This window comes from Pseudomonas sp. RW407 (assembly GCF_003176655.1).
Taxonomy (GTDB): Bacteria; Pseudomonadota; Gammaproteobacteria; order Pseudomonadales; family Pseudomonadaceae; genus Pseudomonas; species Pseudomonas delhiensis.
Window position 1 is genome coordinate 1,175,473 of the sequence record NZ_QGSL01000107.1, and the last position, 23,009, is coordinate 1,198,481.

Annotated in this window: 17 protein-coding genes and 1 pseudogene; 5 read left to right on the top strand and 13 right to left on the bottom strand. The window is 70.3% G+C overall.

Annotated features, from left to right (window positions below):
* Positions 1 to 2,341, top strand: a 2,341-nt coding sequence (locus DK254_RS29495) for an HAD-IC family P-type ATPase (RefSeq protein WP_109937346.1), incomplete at its 5' end; no start/stop codon positions are given.
* A gap of 106 nt (positions 2,342 to 2,447) precedes the next feature.
* Here the strand turns inward: DK254_RS29495 and DK254_RS29500 are convergent.
* The gene (locus tag DK254_RS29500; RefSeq protein WP_109936666.1) at positions 2,448 to 3,209 is read right to left on the bottom strand and encodes an SDR family oxidoreductase; all 762 of its coding nucleotides are present in this window, start codon (positions 3,207 to 3,209) and stop codon (positions 2,448 to 2,450) included.
* Positions 3,210 to 3,432: 223 nt separating this feature from the next.
* On the opposite strand from DK254_RS29500, the gene DK254_RS29505 reads away from it, so the two are divergent.
* Entirely contained in the window at positions 3,433 to 4,437 is a 1,005-nt protein-coding gene (locus DK254_RS29505; protein WP_109936667.1) for an NADP-dependent oxidoreductase, read from the top strand.
* A 330-nt stretch (positions 4,438 to 4,767) separates the two neighbouring features.
* The gene (locus tag DK254_RS29510) at positions 4,768 to 6,474 is read left to right on the top strand and encodes a SulP family inorganic anion transporter (protein WP_109936668.1); all 1,707 of its coding nucleotides are present in this window, start codon (positions 4,768 to 4,770) and stop codon (positions 6,472 to 6,474) included.
* A 270-nt stretch (positions 6,475 to 6,744) separates the two neighbouring features.
* Here DK254_RS29510 and DK254_RS35315 read toward each other — a convergent pair whose 3' ends face one another.
* The 6 genes and pseudogenes from DK254_RS35315 to selD all read right to left on the bottom strand — a co-directional run bounded on the left by DK254_RS35315 (position 6,745) and on the right by selD (position 12,162).
* A complete protein-coding gene (locus DK254_RS35315; RefSeq protein ID WP_371921200.1) occupies positions 6,745 to 7,626 on the bottom strand; it encodes a methyl-accepting chemotaxis protein in 882 nt (293 codons plus the stop codon).
* Positions 7,603 to 8,700, bottom strand: a pseudogene (locus DK254_RS35320) (HAMP domain-containing protein); the annotation flags it as partial. The gene DK254_RS35315 and the pseudogene DK254_RS35320, both read right to left, overlap by 24 nt.
* A gap of 211 nt (positions 8,701 to 8,911) precedes the next feature.
* Complete coding sequence (locus DK254_RS29520) at positions 8,912 to 9,520, bottom strand: flavin reductase family protein (protein ID WP_089394474.1); 609 nt, start codon at positions 9,518 to 9,520, stop codon at positions 8,912 to 8,914.
* Between the two features lie 76 nt (positions 9,521 to 9,596).
* A complete protein-coding gene (locus DK254_RS29525; protein WP_109936670.1) occupies positions 9,597 to 9,875 on the bottom strand; it encodes a hypothetical protein in 279 nt (92 codons plus the stop codon).
* Positions 9,876 to 10,027: 152 nt separating this feature from the next.
* A complete protein-coding gene (mnmH, locus tag DK254_RS29530) occupies positions 10,028 to 11,128 on the bottom strand; it encodes a tRNA 2-selenouridine(34) synthase MnmH (protein WP_109936671.1) in 1,101 nt (366 codons plus the stop codon).
* On the bottom strand, positions 11,128 to 12,162 hold the full coding sequence (gene selD, locus DK254_RS29535) for a selenide, water dikinase SelD (protein WP_109936672.1): 1,035 nt from the start codon (positions 12,160 to 12,162) through the stop codon (positions 11,128 to 11,130). Before selD ends, mnmH begins: the two co-directional genes overlap by 1 nt.
* A gap of 149 nt (positions 12,163 to 12,311) precedes the next feature.
* Here selD and DK254_RS29540 point away from each other — a divergent pair, with 149 nt between their 5' ends.
* On the top strand, positions 12,312 to 13,346 hold the full coding sequence (locus DK254_RS29540; RefSeq protein ID WP_109936673.1) for a patatin-like phospholipase family protein: 1,035 nt from the start codon (positions 12,312 to 12,314) through the stop codon (positions 13,344 to 13,346).
* Between the two features lie 463 nt (positions 13,347 to 13,809).
* Here the strand turns inward: DK254_RS29540 and DK254_RS29545 are convergent, their stop codons facing one another.
* The 6 genes from DK254_RS29545 to kdpF all read right to left on the bottom strand — a co-directional run bounded on the left by DK254_RS29545 (position 13,810) and on the right by kdpF (position 21,866).
* The gene (locus tag DK254_RS29545; RefSeq protein WP_109936674.1) at positions 13,810 to 14,505 is read right to left on the bottom strand and encodes a response regulator; all 696 of its coding nucleotides are present in this window, start codon (positions 14,503 to 14,505) and stop codon (positions 13,810 to 13,812) included.
* Positions 14,506 to 14,548: 43 nt separating this feature from the next.
* Complete coding sequence (locus DK254_RS29550; protein WP_109936675.1) at positions 14,549 to 17,206, bottom strand: sensor histidine kinase KdpD; 2,658 nt, start codon at positions 17,204 to 17,206, stop codon at positions 14,549 to 14,551.
* Positions 17,207 to 17,234: 28 nt separating this feature from the next.
* Positions 17,235 to 17,783 (bottom strand): potassium-transporting ATPase subunit KdpC, encoded by a 549-nt coding sequence (kdpC, locus tag DK254_RS29555; protein ID WP_109936676.1) that lies wholly within the window; start codon positions 17,781 to 17,783, stop codon positions 17,235 to 17,237.
* Positions 17,784 to 17,992: 209 nt separating this feature from the next.
* Positions 17,993 to 20,041, bottom strand: a complete 2,049-nt coding sequence (gene kdpB / locus DK254_RS29560; protein WP_371921201.1) for a potassium-transporting ATPase subunit KdpB — start codon at positions 20,039 to 20,041, stop codon at positions 17,993 to 17,995.
* Positions 20,042 to 20,073: 32 nt separating this feature from the next.
* Complete coding sequence (kdpA, locus tag DK254_RS29565) at positions 20,074 to 21,768, bottom strand: potassium-transporting ATPase subunit KdpA (protein WP_109936678.1); 1,695 nt, start codon at positions 21,766 to 21,768, stop codon at positions 20,074 to 20,076.
* An 8-nt stretch (positions 21,769 to 21,776) separates the two neighbouring features.
* A complete protein-coding gene (kdpF, locus tag DK254_RS29570; RefSeq protein ID WP_089394464.1) occupies positions 21,777 to 21,866 on the bottom strand; it encodes a K(+)-transporting ATPase subunit F in 90 nt (29 codons plus the stop codon).
* A 260-nt stretch (positions 21,867 to 22,126) separates the two neighbouring features.
* On the opposite strand from kdpF, the gene DK254_RS29575 reads away from it, so the two are divergent.
* A complete protein-coding gene (locus tag DK254_RS29575; RefSeq protein WP_109936679.1) occupies positions 22,127 to 22,873 on the top strand; it encodes a response regulator in 747 nt (248 codons plus the stop codon).
* Positions 22,874 to 23,009: the final 136 nt, after the last annotated feature.

Consider the following 23,009-nt stretch of genomic DNA (forward strand, 5'->3'; position numbering starts at 1 on the left):
GCGCCAGGGCAAGCGCCAGCAGATCGACGCCGCCGCCCTGGTCCCCGGCGACCTGGTGCTGCTGGCCTCCGGCGACCGCGTGCCGGCCGACCTGCGCCTGCTCGGCGGCAAGGAGCTGCGCGTCGACGAGGCGGCGCTGACCGGCGAATCCCTGCCGGTGGAGAAGAACGCCCAGGCGGTGGCCGCCGACGCGCCCCTGGGCGACCGCTACGGCATGGCCTACTCCGGCACCCTGGTGGTCTACGGCCAGGCCCGCGGGCTGGTGGTGGGCACCGGGGCGGACACCGAGCTCGGGCGCATCAACCAGATGCTCAGCAGCGTGGAGAACCTGACCACCCCGCTGCTGCGGCAGATCGACCGCTTCGGCCGCATCCTGGCCATGGTCATCCTCGGCATCGGCGCCCTGGTGTTCCTGCTCGGCACCCTGTGGCTCGGCGAGACGCCGGAACAGATGTTCATGATGGTGGTGGCCCTGGTGGCCTCGGCCATCCCCGAGGGGCTGCCGGCGATCATGACCGTGACCCTGGCCCTGGGCGTGCAGCGCATGGCCCGCCAGCGCGCCATCGTGCGGCGCCTGCCGGCGGTGGAGACGCTGGGCTCGGTGACGGTGATCTGCTCGGACAAGACCGGCACCCTGACCTGCAACGAGATGACCGTGCAGCGCCTGGTCTGCGCCGAGCGGGTGTACGAGGTGGAAGGCGTCGGCTACGCCCCCGTGGGCGGCTTCAGCGTCGACGGCCGCGGCGTGCAGCCGGACGTGCAGCCGGCGCTGCTGCGGGCGATCCGCGCCGGGGTGCTGTGCAACGACGCGCAGTTGCGCGAGGACGGCGGCCAGTGGCTCGTCGAGGGCGACCCCACCGAAGGCGCGCTGCTGGTGCTCGGCGCCAAGGCCGGGCTGCCCCAGGAGGCCTGCGCCCGGGACTGGCCGCGGCTGGACAGCATCCCCTTCGAGTCGCAGCACCGCTTCATGGCCAGCAGCCACCAGGACGCCGGGGGCCGCCCGTGGATACTGGTCAAGGGCGCGCCGGAGCGCATCCTGGAGATGTGCTCGACGCAGCTCACCGACGCCGGCGAGGCGCCGCTGGACCCGGACTACTGGCGGCGCATGGCCACCGACACCGCCGCCCGCGGCCTGCGCCTGCTGGCCCTGGCCGCGCGGCCGGCGGCGCCGCGGGGCGCGCAGCTGGGCTTCGAGGACGTCGCCGAGGGCTTCACCCTGCTGGCCCTGGTGGGCCTGATCGACCCGCCGCGGGCCGAGGCCATCGCCGCCGTGGCGCACTGCCAGCAGGCCGGCATCCGCGTCAAGATGATCACCGGCGACCACGCCGAGACCGCCCGCGCCATCGGCGCCCGCCTGGGCATCGGCGTCGGCCTGCCGGCGGTGACCGGCGCCGAGGTGGCGCTGATGGACGACGCCGAGCTGCGCCGCGTGGCCCTGGACGTGGACGTCTTCGCCCGCGCCAGCCCCGAGCACAAGCTGCGCCTGGTGCAGGCCCTGCAGGAGGACGGCCAGGTGGTGGCGATGACCGGCGACGGCGTCAACGACGCCCCGGCGCTCAAGCGCGCCGAGGTCGGCGTGGCCATGGGCCGCAAGGGCACCGAGGCGGCGCGCGAGGCCGCCGACGTGGTGCTGGCCGACGACAACTTCGCCAGCATCGCCAGCGCCGTGCGCGAGGGCCGCGCGGTCTACGACAACCTGAAGAAGTTCATCCTGTTCATGCTGCCGACCAACGGCGGCGAGGCGCTGGTGGTGATCGCCGCGCTCTTCCTCGGCCTGGGCCTGCCGCTGACGCCGGCGCAGGTGCTGTGGATCAACATGGTCACCTCCAGCACCCTGGGCCTGGCCCTGGCCTTCGAGCCGGCCGAGCACGACATCATGCGCCGCCGCCCGCGGCCGCCGGGCAACGCCCTGCTCTCCGGGTTCTTCGTCTGGCGCGTGCTGATGGTGGCGCTGCTGATGATGCTCGGCGCCTTCGGCCTGTTCCTCTGGGAACTGCAGCGCGGCACCGGCATCGACTCGGCGCGGACCATGGCGGTCAACGCGGTGGTGGTGGGAGAGATGTTCTACCTGATCAACAGCCGCTCGATCTTCGGCTCGGTGCTCAGCCGCGAGGGCCTGTTCGGCAACCACTGGGTGCTGCTGGCCATCGCCGCGTGCATCCCGCTGCAGCTGGCCTTCACCTACGCGCCCTGGATGCAGGAGCTCTTCGGCTCCACCGACCTCAGCCCGGCCGAGTGGCTGCGGGTGCTGGGCGCGGGGCTGCTGGTGTTCATCGGCGCCGAGCTGGAGAAGTGGGTGATCCGCCGCAGCGGACTGGCGGCGCGATTGGCGGAACGCTGAAAGGTGGGTTCGCCGGAGGCGGCGGATAACGCCCGAGGCGTTATTCGCCCTACGCCACTGTCCCGTCGGGCGGATAACCGTGAACGGTCATCCGCCGCTGCCCGGCTCAGAGCGCGGTGTGGCCGCCGTCCACCGGCAGCGCGATGCCGGTGGTGAAGCCGGCGTTGTCGCTGCACAGGTAGAGCACCGCCGCGGCGATCTCCTCGACCTTGCCGACGCGGCCCACCGGGTGCATGGCGGCGGCGAACTCGGCCTTCTTCGGGTCGGCCTCGTAGGCGCGGCGGAACATGTCGGTGTCGATCACCGCCGGGCATACGGCGTTGATGCGCACCTTCTTCTTCGCGTATTCGACAGCCGCCGACTTGGTCAGGCCGATCACCGCGTGCTTGGAGGCGGCGTAGATGCTCATCTTCGGCGCCGCACCCAGGCCGGCCACCGAGGCGGTGTTGACGATGGCGCCGCTGCCCTGGGCGAGCATCACCGGGATCTGGTGCTTCATGCACAGCCAGACGCCCTTGACGTTGACGCCCATGATGGCGTCGAACTCGCTTTCCTTGCCGTCGGCCAGCTTGCCCTGCTCGATCTCGATGCCGGCGTTGTTGAAGGCGTAGTCCAGGCGGCCATAGGCCTCCACGGTGGCGGCCACCAGCGCCTCGACCTCGGCGTCGCGGGTCACGTCGCAGCGGATGAAGCGCGCCTGCCCACCCGCGGCGCGGATCAGCTCGGCGGTGGCTTCGCCGCCGGCGGCGTCGAGGTCGGCGACCACCACCTTGATGCCCTCGCGGGCGAAAGCCTGGGCGGTGGCACGGCCGATACCGGCGGCGGCGCCGGTGACCAGGGCGACCTGGCCGGAAAGCAGCTGACTCATGGACAGTCCTCGAACGGATGGAGAATCGTCCGAGTCTAGCCAGCCCCGCGCGTGGGCAAAGCACTATCAGGCCGCTGTAGCTGGCACTATCCGTAATGGTGATGAAGCGGCCAGGAAAGAATCATCGCCATGGATAGCCCGGCATTCTCGCGGTCGGTTGCAACTTGCCTAGGCCCGCGGCGCGGACTATCCCTAGGGCTTCCCCCTCCGTGAGAGCATCGCCATGACCGCCCCGCTCAACCGCCAGTTCGTGCTCGCCCAGCGCCCCCAGGGCGCCATCGACCAGGACACCTTCCGCTACCAGGAAACCCCGCTCGGCGAGCCCGGCCCCGGCCAGGTGCTGGTGCGCAACCTGTACCTGTCGCTGGACCCGGCCATGCGCGGCTGGCTCAACGACGCCAAGTCCTACATCCCCCCGGTGGGCGTCGGCGAGGTGATGCGCGCCCTGGGCGTGGGCCAGGTGGTGGCCTCGAACAACCCGGCCTTCGTCGTCGGCGACCACGTCAACGGCGCCCTCGGCGTGCAGGACTACTTCCTCGGCGAGCCCAGGGGCTTCTACAAGGTCGACGCCAACCGCGCGCCGCTGCCGCTGTACCTCTCGGCCCTGGGCATGACCGGCATGACCGCCTACTTCGGCCTGCTCGACGTCGGCCTGCCCAAGGCCGGCGACACCGTGGTGGTCTCGGCCGCGGCCGGCGCGGTGGGCAGCGTGGTCGGGCAGATCGCCAGGATCAAGGGCTGCAACGTGATCGGCATCGCCGGCGGCGAGGACAAGTGCCGCTACCTGGTGCAGGAACTGGGCTTCGACGGCGCCGTCGACTACAAGAACGAGGACATCGCCATGGGCCTCAAGCGCAGCTGCCCCAACGGCATCGACGTGTTCTTCGACAACGTCGGCGGCGACATCCTCGACGCCTGCCTGGCGCGCCTGGCGCCCAGGGCGCGGGTGGTGATCTGCGGCGCCATCAGCCAGTACAACAACAAGCAGGCGGTGAAGGGCCCGGCCAACTACCTGTCGCTGCTGGTCAACCGCGCCCGCATGGAGGGCATGGTGGTGATGGACTACGTCAGCCGCTACCCCGAGGCCATGCGCGAGATGGCCGGCTGGCTGGCCGAGGGCAAGCTGAAGTCGAAGGAAGACATAGTCGAGGGCCTGCAGACCTTCCCGCAGACGCTGCTCAAGCTGTTCAAGGGCGAGAACTTCGGCAAGCTCATCCTCAAGCTCTGAAGGCCCACCGTAGGGCGCATAACGCCCCGGGCGTTATGCGCCCTACGGTACTGAACCATGTGGCACCCTGTAGGAGCGCCCCCTGGGCGCGAATCGCGGGCAGGGCCCGCTCCAGGTGCAAGAGAAACGCTGACGTAGGATGGGTTGAGCGAAGCGATACCCATCACCAGCACCGCATGGGTTTCGCAAGCTCAACCCATCCTACGAAAAGCATCCCGGCACCATCCTTCTCGAAATCCTTCGTCTTCCTACGCCGGGCACTGACGCCGGGCAAGCCGCGGCCCTACACTGCGGCTAAGCTTCAGCCCCGACGTTTCACGGAAGACGCCCATGCCCCTCACCCGCTGGCTGCCCGGCCTGGACAACCTGCTGCACTACCGCGCCGTCTGGCTGCGCCCGGACATGCTCGCCGGCCTGTCGGTGGCGGCCATCCAGATTCCCACCGCCATCGCCTATGCCCAGATCATCGGCTTCCCGGCCCAGGTCGGGCTCTACGCCTGCATCCTGCCGATGCTGATCTACGCCCTGGTGGGCAGCTCCAGGCAGTTGATGGTGGGCCCCGACGCCGCCACCGCGGCCATGGTCGCGGCGGCCATCACGCCACTGGCGGCGGGCGATCCGCAGCGCCTGCTGCAGCTGTCGATGATCGTCGCGGTGATGGTCGGGCTGCTGTCCATCGTCGGCGGCCTGGTGCGCGCGGGCTTCGTCGCCAGCTTCCTGTCACGGCCGACCCTGGTGGGCTACCTCAACGGCATCGGCCTGAGCCTGATCGCCGGCCAGCTGGGCAAGCTGCTGGGCTACCACACCGAGACCAGCGGCTTCCTCGCCGGCCTGCTGGCGCTGCTGCGCAACCTCGGCAGTACGCACCTGCCGACGCTGGCCCTGGGCGTGGCCACCCTGCTGCTGATGATCCTGCTGCCACGGCGCTACCCGAAGATCCCCGGCGCCCTGGTGGGCGTGTTCTTCGCCACCCTGGCCAGCGTGGCGCTGGGCCTGGACCGCTACGGCGTCGCCCTGCTCGGCGCGGTGCCCCAGGGCCTGCCGGAGCTGAGCTGGCCGCGCACCAGCGTGCAGGAGATGGGCAACCTGTTCCGCGACGCCCTGGGCATCACCATCGTCAGCTTCTGCAGCGCCATGCTCACCGCCCGCAGCTTCGCCGCGCGCCACGGCTACAGCATCGACGCCAGCCGCGAGATGATCGCCCTGGGCGTGGCCAACATCGGCGCCGGGGTGTCCCAGGGCTTCGTCATCAGCGGCGCCGACTCGCGCACCGCGGTCAACGACATGGTCGGCGGCCAGACGCAGCTGGTCGGCGTGGTCGCGGCGCTGGTCATCGGCCTGGCCCTGGTGCTGTTCAGCGCCCCGCTGGGCTGGATCCCCATGCCTGCCCTGGGCGCGGTGCTGCTGATGGCCGGCTGGGGGCTGATCGACTTCAGCGCGCTCAAGGGCTTCTGGCGCCTGTCGCGCTTCGAGTTCGGCCTGTGCCTGCTGACCACCGTCGGGGTGCTCAGCGTCGGCGTGCTGCCGGGCATCTTCGTGGCCATCGTCATCGCCCTGCTGCGCCTGCTGTACCTGACCTACCGGCCGAGCGACGCGGTGCTAGGCTGGGTCCACGGCATCGACGGCCAGGTGGAACTGAGCCACTACCCGCAGGCGCACACCCTGCCGGGCCTGGTGATCTACCGCTTCGACGCGCCGCTGCTGTTCTTCAACGCCGACTACTTCAAGCAGCGCCTGCTGCAGGTGGTGGCGCAGACCAAGGCGCCGCGCGCCGTGCTGCTCAATGCCGAGGGCGTGCTGAACCTGGACGTCAGCGGCCTGACGGTGCTGCGCGAGGTGCAGCAGACCCTGGCGGCACAGGACGTGCACCTGTCCCTGGCGCGGGTGCCGCGGGAAACCCTGGCGATGATGGAGCGCTCCGGCCAGCTGGGCGAGCTGAAGCCGCCGCTGGTGTTCAGCTCGGTGCGCGCCGGGGTGAACGCCTACCGGCGCTGGTACAAGCGCCAGCAGGAAAGCACGCAGTCCCCGGCGACGTAGGGCGAATAACCGTTCGCGGTTATCCGCCGCCGTCCGTGCCTCCAGGGTGTCCGGCGTGGCCGGTGAATCCAATCGCGGACGGAGTCCGCTTCTACGTCCGTGCGTCCTGGAACCGTAGGAGCGGACCTTGTCCGCGATAGCCGGACGTATCGGCGCGATTCGCGGATGAGATCCGCTCCTACGCCGCTCCACCCACACCATTCCCCTGTAGGAGCGCGCCCTGCGCGCGAATCGCGGACAGAGTCCGCTCCTACAGGGGCTCGGCGCTGCCTACAACCGGAACTGCCCCACCACCCCCTGCAGGTCGCGGCTGAGCTGCGCCAGCTCGACGCTGGAGGACGCCGTGGACTCCATGGCCTGGGCCGACTCGTCGGCGATGCCGCGGATGCTGGTGACGCTGCGGTTGATCTCCTCGGCCACCGCGCTCTGCTGCTCGGAGGCCGCGGCGATCTGCTGGTTCATCTGGTGGATCACCGCCACCGCCACGGCGATCTCGCCCAGCGCGGTCTCGGTCTGCTCGGCGTCGCCGACGCTCTTCTCCACCAGCTGGTGGCTGTGCTGCATGTGCTGCACCGAGGCCTGGGCGCCGCTCTGCAGCGCGCCGATGAGCTTCTCGATCTCCGCCGTGGACTGCTGGGTGCGCCGCGCCAGGGCGCGCACCTCGTCGGCCACCACGGCGAAGCCGCGGCCCTGCTCGCCGGCCCGCGCCGCCTCGATGGCGGCATTGAGCGCCAGCAGGTTGGTCTGCTCGGCCACCGCCTTGATCACGTCGAGCACGCTGCCGATGTTCTGGCTCTCGCGACCCAGGTCGTGGATGCTGGCGGAGGCCTCGCGCACCGCCTCGGCCAGCTCGGAGATGCGCCCGAGGGTGCGCCGCACCACCTGCTGGCCGCTGGCCACGGTGCCGTCCGCCTGCTCGGCGGAGTGCGCCGCGGCCTCGGCGTTGCGCGCCACCTCGTGGACGGTGGCGGCCATCTGGTTCATCGCCGTGGCCACCTGGTCGGTCTCGGCCTTCTGGCTGTTGACGCCGCTCTGGGTGCGCTCGGTGACGCCGGACAACGCCTGCGCCGAGGAGGTGATGCGGCCGACGCCGTCGTGCAGGCGGCCGACGATGCCGCGCAGGCTCTGGGCCATGGCGTCCACCGCGGCCATCAGCTGGCCCACCTCGTCCTTGCGCTCGACGCGGATGGTCTGGCTCAGGTCGCCCTCGGCGATGCGGCTGGCCATGCCGATCACCTGGCGCAGCGGGCGCACGATCAGCAGGCTGATCAGCAGCGCGGCCAGGGTGCCGACCAGCAGCGCCAGCGCCGCCGAGCCGAGCATGGCGCCCACGCTGCTGTGCAGCACGCTGACCATGGCCGCCTGCTGCGTGGCGTAGGAGGCGTCCACCTGCTGCATCATCTCTTCGGCGCGCTGCGACATCTCGCGGTGCGCCTGCTGTTCCTTGGCCAGGCCGGCGGAGTAGTCGCCGAGGTTGTTGCCGAAGCCGTCGATGTTGGTGGCCACGTCCTTGATCACCGAGACGTAGGCCGGGTCGGTGATCGCCGCCTGCAGCTGCTTCGACAGTTCCAGGGCCTCGTCGGCGGACTTGATGCGCGCGCCGCCGCCGGCCTCGCCGTCCTTCTGGTCCAGGCGCGCGCGGGCTTCGTTCAGGCCCTGCAGCACCAGGCGGTAGAGCTGGCCGACCTGGGCCGCCTGCTTGAGCAGTTCCTCGCCGTTCTGGCCCTGGCTCTGCTTGAGTTCGTAGGCGCCGTCGTCGGCCAGGCTGGACTGCAGGATGTCCAGGCTGTTGGAGGCGCTGGACACCGACCAGTTGGCGGCCTCCAGGGCCAGGTGGCGGCTCTTGCTGGCCTGTTCGAAGCGGTCGAAGGACGCCAGGTAGCCGGCCATGGCCTGGGCGACGCGCTCCATGGCCTCGGCCTGGCCAGGGTGCGCCTTGAGCTGCTCGACGTGCCCGGCGAGGACCTTGGCGCGCTGGCGCAACTGCTCGGCGGCCTTGGGGTTGGCGTCACGGACGAAGTCCTTCTCGCTCTGGCGCATCTCCAGGACTTCGCGGTTGACCGCGCTCATGGCGTCCAGCAGGCCGAAGCGCTGCTCGATGGAGCGCAGCGCCCCGACGCCGATCCCGGCTACCAAAGCTGTCAGCAGCAGTACCAGGCCGAAGCCCAGCGCCAATTTCTTCGCCGTCCCCAGATTGGCCAACCGCCGTTGTACGAACGCGACCATGCCAGCTCCCCTTCGAATGCCCTGCGGGAGAGTCTTCGACCGAAGCTCTCCCGTTCTTTGTCGTTGCTTTCGGACGGAACATTAGGAGCCGGCCGACCGGCGGAACAAGGGGGTCCGTCGATGATGGCAATACGATGTTGCGCACGGGCATGCACAGGTCGCATCCAGGACAGTCGCGCGCCAAGGTCCCGGCGCGCGACAGCCCGTGCGCCTATTTGGGGCGGATCATGCTGAAGGTGTCGCGGGTGAAGGCGTATTGGGTGCCGCCCAGGCGGCCGACCAGGTCGAGCCTGGCCGGGTCGACGTGGCGCTCGTCGCGCAGCACGGCGTCGTCGATGTGCGCCAGCAGCACGCGGGCGAAGATCAGGTAGCAGCTGGGCTTGTCCGCCGGGTAGGGCTGGATCTGCGCCAGCTCGCACTCGAAGGCCACCACCGCGCCGGCCACCCGTGGCGGCGCCACGCGCACGCTGGGCAGGGTAGCGATGCCGGCCTGCTCGATCTCGCTGACGCCATGGGGCAGCGTCGCCGCGGTGGCGTTCATGGCCTCGGCATGGGCGGCGCTGACCAGGTGGATCACCAGCTGGCCGGTCTCGCGCACGTTGCGCAGGGTGTCCTTGACGCTGCCGTCGTCGCGGATGCTGGTGTTGACCATCAGCGTCGGCGGCTCGTCGCTGATGACCTGGAAGAAGCTGAAGGGCGCCAGGTTGCCGTGGCCCTCCGCGGACAGGGTGGAAACCCAGGCGATGGGCCGCGGGGTGACGGTGGAGGCCAGCCAGCGGTAGGCGTCGGCGGGCGCGAGGGTGCTGAAGTCGAGCTGCATGAGTGGGGTTCCTGACTGCCGGACGGGCCGGAGCGCCCGTCCGCCCGGTGATTATGCCCGCCTTGCCCGCGCCCGGTCAGCGGCCCGCACGCGATTCCTTGATGTAGAAGCGCGCCTTGCTGGCCTTGTCCAGGCAGCCGCCGTAGGACTCGACCTGCTGCTCGGTCTTGGCCGCGCTGATCAGCGCCAGCGCCTTGGAGTAGCTGACGGTGCCGGCGAAGCCTTCGGCCTTGGCCAGGTCCAGCTCGTGCCAGGCGGCGTTCAGTTCGCTGGCGCAGCTGTCGCGGTTGACCGTCTTGCCGGAGCAGCCGGCCAGCACCAGGCTGGCGGCGAGTACTGCGAGAAGTGCCTTCATGACGACCTCCTTGGTGGTTCGGGCGTGTTCCAGCTTAGACGGCCGCTGTCCTCCGCGCCCGGCTGGCTGTCTTTCGTAGGAGCGAGCTTGCTCGCGAACAGATTCCGCAGCGGGGTTCATTCGCGAGCAAGCTCGCTCCTACGAAGAGCGGTCTACCTCGGTGAGCGGGAACGCAGATACTCCACCACCTCGTCATGGTTGCCGCGGAACTCGATTCGTGAGGCCTTGCTTTCCAGCTGGTAGGCGTACATCGGGTCGTAGTATTCGCCCAGCAGCCCCTCGATCCAGCCCCGGTGCAGGTCCACCGCGCCGCTGCGGCGCTGCTCGTCCAGGGCCGCGTCCATGATCGCCGCCAGGCGCTGGTAGCGCTCGCCGCCCAGGCGCTTGACGATGCCCGACAGGCTCTTCTGCAGATAGGCGGCGAAGGCCTCGAAACCTTCTTCCGGCGCGCCCTTCACCTCGACGAACTCGGCGCACAGGTCGATCACGTAGTCCTTGAGGATGCGTTCCACCCGGCCCTCGAAGCTGTCCTCCAGCCACACCAGCGGGTAGCCCTGCATGCCCTGGTACAGCTCCAGGGGCAGCGAGCAGCTGCCGACGATGCGCCCCTCGTCCTCCAGCACGAACTGGTTCATGCCGGCGTGGCGCTTCTTCAGGATGTCGATGGCCAGGCGGTTCTCGAAGTCGATCTGCGCCGGCTGCGGCGTGGCCCGGCGGCCGAAGCTGGAGCCACGGTGGTTGGCGTGGCCTTCCAGGTCCAGGGCGTTGTCCAGCTGCGCCACCACCTCGGTCTTGCCGGTGCCGGTGAGGCCGCCGATCAGCACGAAGGAACACTCCTCGGTGGCGGCGCGGGCGGTGTCGAAGAGGAAGCCGCGCAGCGCCTTGTAGCCGCCGACCACGCGCGGGTATTCGATGCCGGCGTCCTTCATCCACTGCTGGACGATCTGCGAACGCAGGCCGCCGCGGAAGCAGTACAGGTAGCCGTCGGGGTGGCGCCGGGCGAAGTCCAGCCAGGCTTCGATGCGCTCGGCCTTGAGCGGGCCGCAGACCAGTTCGTGGCCCAGGGCGATGGCCGCCTGCTGGCCATGCTGCTTGTAGCAGGTACCCACCTTCTGCCGCTCGATGTCGTTCATCAGCGGCAGGTTCTCGGTGTGGGGGAAGGCGCCCTTGGTGTATTCCACCGGGGCGCGCACGTCCATCAGCGGGACGTCGTCGAGGAAGAGTTCGCGGTAGTGCCGGGTGTTGTCGCGCATCAGGCCACCTCTACCGCGTGACGCTGTCGCTCGACCAGCTCGCCGATCGGCGCCAGCTGCAGGCCCAGTTCGGCGGCGGCGGCGAGGAATTCCCCCTCGCCTTCCGGGGTCACCGCCACCAGCAGGCCGCCGCTGGTCTGCGGGTCGCACAGCAGCAGCTTGTGCAGCTCCGGCAGCGGCGCGATGCGCTCGCCGTAGCTGTCGAAGTTGCGCAGGGTGCCGCCGGGCACGCAGCCCTGCTCCAGGTAGTACTGGACGTGCTCCAGGCGCGGCACCGCGTCGAAGCGCACGCGCGCGGTCAGGCCGGCGCCGTCGGCCATCTCCACCAGGTGGCCGAGCAGGCCGAAGCCGGTGACGTCGGTCATGGCGGTCACCCCGGCGAGCTTGCCGAAGCGGCTGCCGGGCTTGTTCAGGGTGCACATCCAGTCGCGGGCCAGGCCCACGTCCTCGGCGCGCAATTTGGACTTCTTCTCGGCGGTGGTGAGGATGCCGATGCCCAGCGGCTTGGTCAGGTACAGGCGGCAGCCGGCGCTGGCGGTGTCGTTGCGCTTCATGAAGCGCTTTTCCACCAGGCCGGTGACGGCCAGGCCGAAGATCGGCTCGGGGGCGTCGATGGAATGCCCGCCGGCCAGCGGGATGCCCGCCTCGTCGCAGACCTTGCGGCCGCCGGCGATGACCTCGCGGGCGATTTCCGGCGCCAGCACGTTGACCGGCCAGCCGAGGATGGCGATGGCCATCAGCGGGTCGCCGCCCATGGCGTAGATGTCGCTGATGGCGTTGGTGGCGGCGATGCGGCCGAAGTCGAAGGGGTCGTCGACGATCGGCATGAAGAAGTCGGTGGTGGACACCACGCCGCGCTCGCCGTCGATAGCATAGACCGCGGCGTCGTCGCGCGAGGCGTTGCCGACCCACAGGTTCGGGTCCAGGTTCTGCGCCCCGCTGCCGGCCAGGATCACCTCCAGCACCTTGGGGGAAATCTTGCAGCCGCAGCCGGCACCGTGGCTGTACTGGGTCAGGCGGATGGGTTCGCTCATGTTGGCTCCGGGGGCGGGAAATCGATCGGCCGATTCTAGCAAACACCCTTGGCGCCCCGCCCTACCCGGGCGTATCGTCGGTACTATCCGGCGCCGGCCATAGGCTGCGCGCCGCGCCTTGCAATGCCTTGCCTGAGGAATGACCGTCCATGTCGAAACAAGTGGCGCTGGTGCTCGGCTCCGGCGGAGCGCGGGGGTATGCGCATATCGGCGTGATCGAGGAACTGGAGCGGCGCGGCTACGAGATCGTCTGCATCGCCGGCTGCTCCATGGGCTCGGTCATCGGCGGCATCTACGCCGCCGGCAAGCTGGGGGAGTACCGCGACTGGGTGGAGAGCCTGGACTACCTGGACGTGCTGCGCCTGCTGGACGTCAGCTTCCGCCTCGGCGCCATCCGCGGCGAACGGGTGTTCGGCAAGATCCACGAGATCATCGGCGACATCAACATCGAGGACCTGCCGATCCCCTACACGGCGGTGGCCACCGACCTCACCAACCAGCAGGAAATCTGGTTCCAGGAAGGCGACCTGCACCAGGCCATGCGCGCCTCGGCGGCCATTCCCAGCCTGTTCACCCCGGTGATGCAGGGCCCGCGCATGCTGGTCGACGGCGGCCTGCTCAACCCGCTGCCGATCGTCCCGGTGGTGTCCAGCCACACCGACCTGATCATCGCGGTCAACCTCAATGCCACCAACCAGCGCCAGTACCAGTTGCCGGTGATCGAGCGGCCGGCGGCGATCAAGGGCCGCTTCGACAGCCTGATCGGCAGCCTCAGCGACAAGCTCAGCCTGTTCCGCCGCCACAGCCCGGAGCTGGTGCCGCCGGAGCTGCGCGCCGAGGCCCTGCTGGAGCCGGTGCCGGACAGCGAGGAGCCGGCCGAGCCGGAAATGCAGCAACCGGCCGCCGCGCCGCAGGCCAAGGGCTCGCCGAAGTCCGCCAGCGGCAGCCGGGTGATCGAGAGCAGCAGCCCGGCCTCGCTGCTGGAGCTGGTCAACCAGAGCTTCGAGGTGATGCAGACCTCCCTGGCGCAGTACAAGATCGCCGGCTACCCGCCGGACGTGCTGATCAACGTGCCCAAGCGCGTGTGCCGCTTCTTCGAGTTCTACAAGGCGCCGGAACTGGTGGCGCTGGGCCGGCAGATCGCCAGCGATACGCTGGACAGGTACGAGGCGGAGAATCCGTAGGGCGCATAACGCCTACGGCGTTATCCGCCGATTGGCCTTGGCTACCGGCCCGCTCGCCGTTGGGCTTGGCGCGGGTTGGATATGTTCCCGGGCTCGGCCAAGGCGCCGGCGGCAACGGAGGTGTATCGGCGGATAACCGCGAACGGTTATTCGCCCTACGTTACTGCGCCGGCCTTTCCACCCGCGCCGGACAGCCCCCTCTCCCGCTTGCGGGAGAGGGCTGGGGAGAGGGTGCTCTTGCGGTGGTCCGGTGCGCGGGTTCGAGGTATCGCGGACGGAGTCCGCTCCTACGACGGGGTTTCGCCTGGCCCATAGGTGTGGGCCCTACCCGAGGTTCGCGCAAAAGTTGCGCTCCTACGGTTCATGCCGAGCGGCAGGCCCCATTGTAGGAGCGGACTCCGTCCGCGATCCGCCGGCAAGGCGAGTACGGCTCGCTCCTACGAAAAACGGGATGCGGTGAGGGTCAGGCATCGCGCAGGCGATAGCCCACGCCGGCCTCGGTGACGATGAAGCGCGGGTTGGCCGGGTCGTCCGCCAGCTTCTGCCGCAGGTGGCCGACCACCACCCGCAGGTAGTGGGTGTCCTCGACGTGGGTCGGGCCCCAGATGTCCTTGAGCAGCTGCTGCTGGGTGACCACCCGGCCGAGGTGGCGGGCCAGGGTGGCCAGCACCGCGTATTCCTTGCGCGTCAGTGCCACTTCAGCGCCATCGAGCGCTACCCGGCGGTAGGCGAAGTCCAGGTGCAGCGGCCCGACCGTGACGCTGGCCGCCTGGCTCTCGCCCTGGTGGCCCTGGCGCAGCAGCGCGCGGATGCGCGCGAGGAACTCCTGGATGCCGAAGGGCTTGGTCACGTAGTCGTTGGCGCCGCCGTCCAGGGCCAGCACCTTCTCGCTCTCGGCGGCGCGCACCGAGAGCACCAGCACCGGCACCTGCGACCACTCGCGCAACTCGCGCAGCACCTGCTGGCCGTCCTTGTCCGGCAGGCCGAGGTCCAGCACCACCAGGTCCGGGCGGTTCAGCGCCGCCTGGGCCAGGCCCTCCTCGCCGCTGCCGGCCTCCACCACCCGGTAGCCGCCGGCGTTGAGGCTGATGCGCAGGAACTTGCGGATCTGCGGCTCGTCGTCGATGACCAGGATGCAGGCGGCGTTGGCGTTGCTCATCGGGCTCGGCTGGCTGGGGGCGGTGGCGCCTAGCTTGGGCCTTTCAACTACCGGCATCAAGCTGCTCCAGGTCCGGTTGGCGCTGCAGCGGCAGGTGCAGCGTCAGGGTGGTGCCGCGGCCGTCCAGGCCGTCGCCGACGCTGATGCGCCCGCCGTGGGCACCGACCATGCCCTGGCAGATCGCCAGGCCCAGGCCGGTGCTCGGCCCGCCGCGGTCGCCGCGGGCGGCGCTGTAGAACATGTCGAAGATCTTCTCCCGCTCGCCCTCGGGAATCCCCGGACCCTCGTCGCTGACGCTGAACTGCAGTTCGTCGCCCACCTGCGCCGCCGCCACCCGCAGGCGCCCGCCGCTGGGCGAGAAGCGCGCGGCGTTCTCCAGCACGTTGACCAGCGCCTGCTCGATCAGCGCCGCGTGCACGTACAGCAGCGGCAGCTCGGCTGGCACGCGGGTTTCCACGCGGTAGGGCGCGAGCAGCGCGCGCAGGCGGTGCACGGCGCTGCCGACGATGTCCTCCGGGGCCACCCAGTCGCGCGCCAGCTTCAGCCCGCCGTGGCCCAGGCGGGTCATGTCCAGCAGGTTCTGGATGTAGCGGTCCAGGCGCTCGGCCTCGTCGCGGGTGCTTTCCAGCAGTTCCTTGCGGTCGGCCGGGGGAATGGCGTCGCCCAGGGCCAGCAGGCTGTCGATGGCGCCGCGCATGGTGGTCAGCGGGGTGCGCAGGTCGTGGCTGACCGAGGCCAGCAGCGCGCTGCGCAATTGTTCGGTCTCACCGTGCAGGCGCGCCGCCTCCAGGTCGTCGGCCAGGCGCGCGCGGGCCAGGGCCTGGGCCAGCGGCTGGCCGAGGGCGGCGAGCAGGCGGCGGCGCTGGCCGGGCAGCGGCTCGCCGTCCCTGGGGCGCACGCCGAGCAGCGCCAGCGGCCCCTCCTCCGCCGACAGCGGCCACCACCACCAGCGCCCCGACGGCAGGGTGCCGGTGCCCAGGCCGGCCGGCTGGTCGTGCTGCCAGGCCCAGTCGGCGGCGGCGCGCTCCTGCTCGTCGAAGCCGCGGGCGTGGCCGCTTTCCACCTTCCAGTCATCGTGCTGGCGGGCCAGCACGCAGATGTCCAGGTCGCTCCACAGGGCGAACTGCTGGCCGGCGGCGGCCAGCACCGCCTGGCGGTCGGTGGCGGCGGTGAGCTTGCGCGACAGTTCCAGCAGCGCGCCGGTTTCTTCCTGGGTGTCGCGCAGCACCTGCAGCTGGCGGCGCTGGCGCGCGGCCAGGTTGCCGGTGAGCGCGGCCATGAGCAGGAAGAACAGCAGGGTCAGCACGTCCTGTTCGCGCTGGATGGAGAAGGAGAAATACGGCGGGATGAACAGGAAGTCGTAGGCCAGGAACGACAGCACCGCGCACAGCAGCGCCGGCCACAGACTGCTGCGCACCGCCACCAGCAGCACCGCGGCGAGGAACACCAGGGAGATGTTCGGCAGCTCCAGCAGGTGCGCCACGCCCCAGGCCAGGGCGCTGGCCACGGCGGCGGCCAGCGCCGCCAGCAGGTAGTCGCGCCAGTGGCCGCGCTCGCGCCGGCGCGGGGTGGCCGGGGCCAGGTCGGCCTCGCTGTCCAGCGCGCTGATCTCCAGGCCCTCGCCCAGGCGCAGCAGGCGCGCCGCCAGGCCGCCGCCGAACAGCCGGCGGTGCCAGCGCTGCCGCGAACGGCCGACCAGGATCAGGCTGGCGCGGCGCTCGCGGGCGTGCTCGACCAGGGTGCGCGCCACCTCCCCGCCGCGCAGCTGCACCACCTCGCCGCCCAGGCGCTCGGCCAGCTGCTGGGCGTTCTGCAGGTACAGGCGGGATTGCTCGTCGCGGGCGTCGCCGGTGTCGACGTGGACCAGGCTCCAGGGCAGGTGGCGGCGCTCGGCCACCCGCGAGGCGTGGCGCACCAGGCGTTCGGCGTTGCGCTCGCCGTCCACGCCCACCAGCAGGCGGCCGCGCAGCGCCGGGGCCTCGCCGCCTTGCTGGCGGTAACGGTGCGCCAGGTCGGCATCCACCCGCGCGGCGGCGGTCTGCATGGCCAGCTCGCGCAGCGCGGTGAGGTTGGTCTGGCTGAAGAAGGCGTCGATGGCCGCGCGCGCCTGCTCCGGCACGTAGACCTTGCCCTCGCGCAGGCGCTCCAGCAGCTCGCGCGGCGGCAGGTCCACCAGCAGCAGTTCGTCGGCCTCCTGCAACACCCAGTCGGGCACCGTCTCGCGCACCTGCACGCCGGTGATGTCGCGCACCTGGTCGTTGAGGCTCTCCAGGTGCTGGACGTTGACCGTGGTGTAGACGTCGATGCCGGCGGCGAGCAGCTCCTGGATGTCCTGCCAGCGCTTGGCGTGGCGGCTGCCGGGGGCGTTGCTGTGGGCCAGCTCGTCGACCAGTGCCAGCTGCGGCGGCTCGCGCAGCAGGCCGTCGAGGTCCATCTCGGCCAGGTGGATGCCGCGGTACTCCGAGCGCAGCAGCGGCTGCTGCGGCAGGCCGGCCAGCAGCGCCTCGGTCTCGGCGCGGCCGTGGGTCTCGACGATGCCCACGCGCAGCTTCACGCCCTGGCGCAACTGGCCCTGGGCCGCCAGCAGCATGGCGTAGGTCTTGCCCACGCCGGGTGCGGCGCCAAGAAACACCTTGAGGCGCCCGCGGCCGTTGCGCTCCACTTCCGCGAGCAGGGCGTCGGCACGCCTGGGATCGGTCATCTCGGCCTCCTGGGAATTGTGCGCAAGTCTAGCGAGGCAGTTGCTCGAGGGCCATGTTCAGGGCCAGCACGTTGACCACCGCCGGGCCCACCAGCGGCCGCCGGGTGTTCGCCTCGACCAGGTTGTGCACGGCCTGCTCCGGCAGGCTGCGGGCCTGGGCGATGCGCGGCACCTGGTAGAGCGCGGCCTCCGGCGGCAACTGTGGGTCCAGGCCGCTGCCGGAGGTGGTGACCAGCGCCTGCGGCACCGGGCGCCCATCTACCGCTTCGGCGGCGGCATCCTTGGCGATGCGCTGGGCCAGCGCCGGGTTGCCCGGGGCCAGGTTGGAGGCGCTGCTGGAAACGGTGGCGAAGTCGCCGGCCGAGGGCCGCTCGTGGAACCATTGCGGGTCCTCGAACTTCTGCGCCAGCAGCGCCGAGCCGCGGACTTCGCCCCTGGCGTCGCGCACCAGGCTGCCGTTGGCCTGCTCGGGGAAGGCCAGCTGGGCGATGCCGGTGACCAGCAGCGGGTAGGCCACGCCGGTGACCAGCGACAGCAGGGCCAGGGAGGCGATGGCGGGACGGATGTGGGTGAGCATTTTTCGGTTTCCTCGATGATGCGGGCTCTTCGTAGGAGCGAGCTTGCTCGCGAAGCTCTTCGAACCAGGGCGGATCGCGAGCAAGCTCGCTCCTACAGTCCGGGTAACCCCGTAGGATGGGTTGAGCCTGCGAAACCCATGCTGCCGGCAATGGCGATGGGTATCGCTTCGCTCAACCCATCCTACGAAGGGCGTCTCTGCAACCCTGTTCAGGCCAGGCCCACGGCCACCAGCAACAGGTCGATGGCCTTGATCCCGATGAAGGGCGCGATGATGCCGCCCACCCCGTAGACCAGCAGGTTGCGCCGCAGCAGGTGCATGGCGTCGCTGGCCTGCACGCGCACGCCGCGCAGGGCCAGGGGGATCAGCGCGATGATGATCAGCGCGTTGAACACGATGGCCGAGAGGATGGCGCTCTGCGGGCTGGCCAGGCGCATGACGTTGAGCACCTGCAGCTGCGGGTAGATGCCGGCGAACAGCGCGGGCAGGATGGCGAAGTACTTGGCCACGTCGTTGGCCACCGAGAAGGTGGTCAGCGCACCGCGGGTCACCAGCAGTTCCTTGCCCACCTGGACCACGTCGAGCAGCTTGGTCGGGTCGCTGTCCAGGTCCACCAGGTTGGCCGCCTCGCGGGCCGCCTGGGTGCCGTCGTTCATGGCCATGCCGACGTCCGCCTGGGCCAGCGCCGGGGCATCGTTGGCGCCGTCGCCGCACATGGCGACCATGCGCCCCTCGGCCTGTTCCTGGCGGATGCGCGCCAGCTTCTTCTCCGGTGTGGCCTCGGCGATCACGTCGTCCACCCCGGCCTCGGCGGCGATGGCCGCGGCGGTCAGCGGGTTGTCGCCGGTCACCATCACGGTGCGGATGCCCATGCGCCGCAGTTCGGCGAAGCGCTCGCGGATGCCCGGCTTGACCACGTCCTTGAGGTGGATGGCGCCCAGCAGCCTGCCGTCGGCCACCACCAGCAGCGGGGTGCCGCCGCTCTGGGCGATGCGTTCGACCTCTTTCGCCAGGCTTTCCGGCATGTCGTCGCGGGCTCGGCCGATGAAGGCCAGGGCGGCGTCCACCGCGCCCTTGCGGTAGACGTGGCCGTCCAGGTCGACGCCGGACAGCCGCGTCTCGGCGCTGAAGGCGATGGGCGTCAGCTTCTCGCGCGACGGCTCCGGCAGCAGCACCTGGGCGCGCAGGAACTCGACGATGGACTTGCCTTCGGGCGTGTCGTCGGCCAGCGAGGCGAGGAAGGCGCCTTCGGCCAGCTCCACGGCATTCACCCCGGGCGCGGCGTGCAGCGCGGCGCAGCGGCGGTTGCCGAAGGTGATGGTGCCGGTCTTGTCGAGCATCAGCACGTGCACATCGCCGGCGGCCTCCACCGCACGGCCGGACTTGGCGATCACGTTCAGCCGCACCAGGCGGTCCATGCCGGCGATGCCGATGGCCGAGAGCAGGCCGCCGATGGTGGTCGGGATCAGCGTCACCAGCAGCGCCACCAGGAACACCAGCGGCAGGTTGCCGCCGGCGAACAGGGCGAAGGGCTTGAGCGTCACCACCACCAGCAGGAAGATCAGCGTCAGGCCGATCAGCAGGATGTCCAGCGCCACCTCGTTGGGCGTCTTCTGCCGCTTGGCGCCCTCCACCAGGGCGATCATGCGGTCGAGGGTCGACTCGCCGGGGTTGACGCTGATGCGGATCTGCAGCCAGTCGGAGACCAGCCGGGTGTTGCCGGTGACCGCCGAGCGATCGCCACCGGACTCGCGGATCACCGGCGCCGATTCGCCGGTGATGGCGGCCTCGTTGACCGCCGCTACGCCCTCGATCACCTCGCCGTCGCCGGGGATCAGCTCGCCGGCCACAACGCGCACCACGTCGCCCTTGCGCAGGCTGCCGGCGGGCACGTTCTCGTAACTGCCATCGACATTCAGGCGCTGCGCCATCAGGCCCTGGCTGCCGGCCTTGAGGCTGTCGGCGCGGGCCTTGCCGCGCCCCTCGGCCAGGGCCTCGGCGAAGTTGGCGAAGAGCACGGTGAACCACAGCCAGGCGGCGATCTGCGCGGCCACCGCCAGGGGCACCGCGTCGCCGCCGGTGAAGCACAGCACGGTGGTGAGGATGGCGGTCAGCTCCACCACCAGCATCACCGGCGAGCGCTGCAGCTGGCGCGGGTCGAGCTTGACGAAGGCCTGCAGCAGCGCCGGCTTCCACAGCGCGGCGAAGCTCAGGCTCTGGCGTTTCTCGGGGGCGGGCATGGCGGGCTTGAGCGACATGTCCTGGGTCTTGGCATTCATCTGTTGGCTCCTCAGAAGCCGAGGGTCAGGTGGTCGGCCACCGGGCCGAGGACCAGGGTCGGCAGGAAGTTCAGGCCGCCGACCAGGAGGATGGTCGCCGCCAGCAGGCAGACGAACAGCAGGCCGTGGGTGGGGAAGCTGTTCGGCCCCACCGGCACGCGCTTCTTCGCCGCCAGGCTGCCGGCGATGGCCAGCACCGGGACGATGTAGCCGAAGCGGCCGATGAGCATGGCCAGGGCGATCATCAGGTTGTGGAACGGGGTGTTGGCGCCGAAGCCGCCGAACGCCGAACCGTTGTTCGCGGTGCCCGAGGTGTAGGCGTAGAGCAGTTGGCTGAAGCCGTGGGCGCCGGGATTGCTCACCGACGCGGCCGGGCCCGGCAGGCTGGCGGCAATGGCGCCGAGCACCAGCACGCCGACCGGCATCACCAGCAGGGTGGCGACCAGCAGGCGGACCTCGCGGGCCTCCAGCTTCTTGCCCAGGTATTCCGGGGTGCGGCCGATCATCAGGCCGGCGAGGAACACCGCGATCAGCACGAACAGCAGCATGCCGTAGAGGCCGGCGCCGACGCCGCCGAAGACCACCTCGCCGAGCATCATGTTGAACATCGCCACCAGGCCGCTGAGCGGGTTGAGGCTATCGTGCATGGCATTCACCGAGCCGTTGGAGGCGGCCGTGGTGGTCACCGCCCAGAGCACGCTGGCGGTGGTACCGAAGCGGCTCTCCTTGCCCTCCAGGGGCGCGCCCTGGGTGATCGGCAACTGCGCCAGGGCCGGGTTGGGCTGGTACTCGGCCCACAGCGCCACGCCCAGGCCGACCACGAACAGCAGCAGCATGCAGCCGAGGATGGCGCGGCTCTGGCGCAGGTCCTTGACGTAGTGGCCGAAGGTGAACACCAGCGCCGCCGGGATCAGGATGATCGACGCCAGTTCGAACAGGTTGGCCCAGGCCGTGGGGTTCTCGAACGGGTGCGCCGAGTTCACGCCGAAGAAGCCGCCGCCGTTGGTGCCCAGCTGCTTGATGGCGATCTGGCTGGCCGCCGGGCCCAGCGGAATGGTCTGGTCGGCGCCCTGCAGGGTGGTGGCGTGGACGTAGTCGAGGAAGGTCTGCGGCACGCCCTGCCAGACCAGCAGCAGCGCCAGGATCAGGCACAGCGGCAACAGGCCGTAGAGGGTCGCGCGGGTCAGGTCGACCCAGAAGTTGCCGAGGTTGCTGGTGGACTTGCGGGCGATGCCGCGGGCCAGCACTACCAACACGGCCAGGCCGACGGCCGGGCTGACGAAGTTCTGCACGGTCAGGCCGAGCATCTGGCTCAGGTAGCTCAGCGAAGCCTCGCCGCTGTAGGCCTGCCAGTTGGTGTTGGTGACGAAGCTCACCGCGGTGTTCAGCGCCAGGGTCCATTCCAGGCCCGGCAGGTGCTGCGGGTTGAGCGGCAGCGCGCCCTGCCCCGCCAGGATGGCGAACAGCAGGGCCAGGCCGGCCAGGTTGAAGGCCAGCATGGCCAGGGTGTAGCGCTTCCAGTCCTGCTCGCCCTGCGGGTCGATGCCGCAGACGCGGTAGACCAGGCGCTCCACCGGCAGGAACACGGGGCTGAGGAAAGTCCGCTCGCCCTCCATCACCTTGTAGTAGAAGCGCCCGAGCAACGGCGCGGGCAGCAGCACCAGGGCGAAGAAGGCGGCGATCAGCATCACGTCATGGCTGTTCATGCGGCCTCCTAGGCGCGGTCGGCGCGCAGCAGCGCCACCAGCAGGTAGATGAAAAGCCCCGTGGCCAGGACCAGGGCCACCCCGTCAAGCACGCTCATGTCTGTTTCTCCTTACGCAGGGGAATCCTCGCGATGGGAAAAGTGTCCGCAAAGCGGGCGTAAAGAAGCGATTGGCGGGCCTTCCGGTGGGCATAAAGAAAGCGTAAAGAACCGCTATGGCGCAGCTTTGTATGCGCGCCGATACATTGACGACACTCTGTCGATATCCGCCGCCGTCAGCCTTGCCTACCGTGGCCCCCCGTGCGAGGGCGGGTTAGCATTGACTCCGCGCCCCGGGCGCCCCCAGCGACAGGTACCCCATGTTCCCCAATCCCGCCTCCAGCCAAGACAGCCAGCGCCGCTGGACCATCCGCGCCCTGCTGGTGGACGACGACGAGCCGATCCGCGAACTGCTCTGCGGCTACCTGGCGCGCTTCAACATCGAGGCCCGCGGCGTGGCCGACGGCGCCGGGATGCGCCAGGCCCTGGCCGAGGAGAACTTCGACGTGGTGGTGCTGGACCTGATGCTGCCCGGCGAGGACGGCCTGTCGCTGTGCCGCTACCTGCGCAGCGAGTCGGACATCCCGATCCTCATGCTCACCGCGCGCTGCGAGCCGGCCGACCGCATCATCGGCCTGGAGCTGGGCGCCGACGACTACATGGCCAAGCCCTTCGAGCCGCGCGAGCTGGTGGCGCGCATCCAGACCATCCTGCGCCGCGTGCGCGGCGACGAGGCCCGCAACGAACCGCGCGCCCAGGTGCGCTTCGACCAGTGGCGGCTGGACAGCGTGCTGCGCCAGCTGCACTCCCCGGACGGCCTGGTGGTGCCGCTGTCCAACGCCGAGTTCCGCCTGCTCTGGGTGTTCCTCGAGCGCCCGCGCCGGGTGCTCAACCGCGAGCTGCTGCTGGACGCCGCCCGCGGTCGCGCCATCGAGGCCTTCGACCGCAGCATCGACCTGCTGGTCTCGCGCCTGCGCCAGAAGCTCGGCGACGACCCGCGCTCGCCGCGGCTGATCAAGACCGTGCGCGGCGAAGGCTACCTGTTCGACGTGCGCGACATCACCTGACCCGGCCCGGGAGGCCCGCTTGAAGAAACGCTCGCTGCAGCTCGCCGACAGCCTGTTCGCCCGCCTGTTTGGCGTGTTCCTGCTGGCCATCGTGGTCGCCCACCTGCTGGCCTTCGTCTGGTTCAGCCACTTCCAT